The organism is Microbacterium umsixpiens (genome assembly GCF_053543675.1).
Genome location: NZ_JBLVOH010000172.1, coordinates 1 through 2,229 on the forward strand (window position 1 = coordinate 1; position 2,229 = coordinate 2,229).

Genomic DNA, 2,229 nt, shown 5'->3' on the forward strand with positions numbered 1-2,229 from the left:
GAACCTTCGCGCCCTCCTCGAGGCCGCTCGTCATCCCGATTTCCCCGCCAGGGTGATCGTCGTGGGTGCCGACCGCGAAGCCGACGGGCTGGCCCACGCCGAGGAGTTCGGCATCCCCAGTTTCACCGTGCCGTGGCACGAGCACGAGAGCCGTGAGGCCTGGGGGGACGAGCTCGGCCGTCAGCTCGCCGTCTGGAACCCCGATCTCGTCGTCCTCTCCGGACTCATGCGTCTGCTGCCGCCGTCGCTCGTCGCGCAGTACTCCCCGCGCCTCATCAACACGCACCCCGCCTACCTGCCGGAGTTCCCCGGAGCGCACGGCGTCCGCGATGCGCTCGCCGCGGGCGTCAGCGAGACCGGCGCCAGCGTGATCGTCGTCGACGACGGCGTCGACTCCGGACCGATCCTCGCCCAGGAGCGCGTGCCCGTCCTCGACGGCGACACCGAGCACAGCCTGCACGAGCGCATCAAGCCCGTCGAACGCCGACTGCTCATCGACGTCGTCCGCGGCATCGCCACTGGCGAGCTCACCCTCACGCCTTCTTCCTGACCCCCACCCGACGCCCCCGCACGAAGGAGCCATCATGGCCGGCCCCCGCCACGACCCCACGCTCTACCGCGATCGCGACACCGTGCCGATCCGGCGCGCGCTCGTCTCGGTGAGCGACAAGACCGACCTGCTGGTGCTCGCCGCAGCTCTCGCCGATGCCGGCGTGGAGATCGTCTCGACCGGGTCGACCGCCGCGACGATCCGCGACGCCGGCTTCACCGTGACCGATGTGGCCGCCGTCACCGGCGTCGCCGAGATGCTCGACGGTCGGGTGAAGACCCTGCACCCGAAGGTGCACGGAGGTCTGCTGGCAGACCTGCGCCTCGAGGAGCACGAGCGTCAGCTCGAGGAGCTCGACATCGCGCCGTTCGAGCTCGTCGTCGTGAACCTGTACCCGTTCGTCGAGACCGTCGCCTCGGGCGCGGTCGGCGACGACGTGGTCGAGCAGATCGACATCGGCGGCCCCGCCATGGTGCGCGCCGCGGCGAAGAACCACGCCAACGTCGCGATCGTCGTGTCGCCGCAGTCCTACCCCGCGATCGTCGAGGCCGTGGCCGCCGGCGGCACCTCGGTTGCGCAGCGCCGCGAACTCGCGGCCCGCGCGTTCGCGCACACCGCCGCCTACGACACTGCGGTGGCGCAGTGGTTCGCCGAGGGCACGCTCACCGAGCCCGGCGACCTGCCCGCACATCTGACGATCCAGGCCGAGCGCCTCGCGACCCTCCGCTACGGCGAGAACTCGCACCAGCGCGGCGCGATCTACACGCGCGCCGGCGGTCACGGCATCGCCCAGGCCACGCAGCTGCAGGGCAAGGAGATGTCGTACAACAACTACGTCGACGCGGATGCCGCGCTGCGGGCCGCGTATGACATGGTCAAGCCGGCCGTCGCGATCATCAAGCACGCCAACCCGTGCGGCATCGCCACGACCGCCCCGAATGCCCTCGACCCGATCGCCAGCGCCCACCTGCGCGCGCACGAGTGCGACCCGGTCTCCGCCTACGGGGGAGTGATCGCCGCGAACGGGACGGTCACCCTGAAGATGGCCGAGAACCTCAAGGACATCTTCACCGAGGTCATCGTCGCGCCGTCGTTCGAGCCCGCCGCCCTCGAGGTGTTCAAGGCGAAGAAGAACCTGCGACTGCTGCAGCTCCCGCAGGACTGGCAGCAGGAGCGCATGGACGTGCGCCTGGTCTCGGGTGGACTGCTGCTGCAGGACGCCGACCGCTTCCCGGACGACATCGGTTCCGTCGCGAAGAACTGGGAGCTCGTGTCGGGCGAGCGTCCGAGCGACGAGGAGATGGAGAACCTCATCTTCGCGTGGAAGGCGTGCCGCGCCGTCAAGTCGAACGCCATCGTGCTCGCGAAGGACAACGCCACGGTCGGCGTCGGCATGGGCCAGGTCAACCGCGTCGACTCGTGCCGCCTCGCGGTCGAGCGCGCCGGCGACCGGGCTGCCGGTTCGGTCGCCTCGTCGGATGCATTCTTCCCGTTCGCGGACGGCGCCCAGGTGCTGATCGACGCCGGTGTCACCGCGATCGTGCAGCCCGGCGGATCGGTGCGCGACGAGGAGGTCGTGGATGCTGCCCGCAAGGCCGGCGTCACGATGTTCTTCACCGGAGAGCGTCACTTCTTCCACTGAGCGGCCGGCGTCCGCGCCGACGCCCCCGCTTCTCGGG

2 protein-coding genes are annotated in these 2,229 nt (G+C 70.5%); both read left to right on the top strand.

Going from position 1 to position 2,229, the window contains the following annotated elements; all coding sequences use genetic code 11:
• On the top strand, positions 1 to 550 hold a 550-nt coding region (gene purN / locus ACNPM4_RS16630; protein ID WP_448986420.1), incomplete at its 5' end, for a phosphoribosylglycinamide formyltransferase.
• Positions 551 to 584: 34 nt separating this feature from the next.
• Entirely contained in the window at positions 585 to 2,192 is a 1,608-nt protein-coding gene (purH, locus tag ACNPM4_RS16635; protein WP_029262300.1) for a bifunctional phosphoribosylaminoimidazolecarboxamide formyltransferase/IMP cyclohydrolase, read from the top strand.
• Positions 2,193 to 2,229 lie beyond the last annotated feature (37 nt).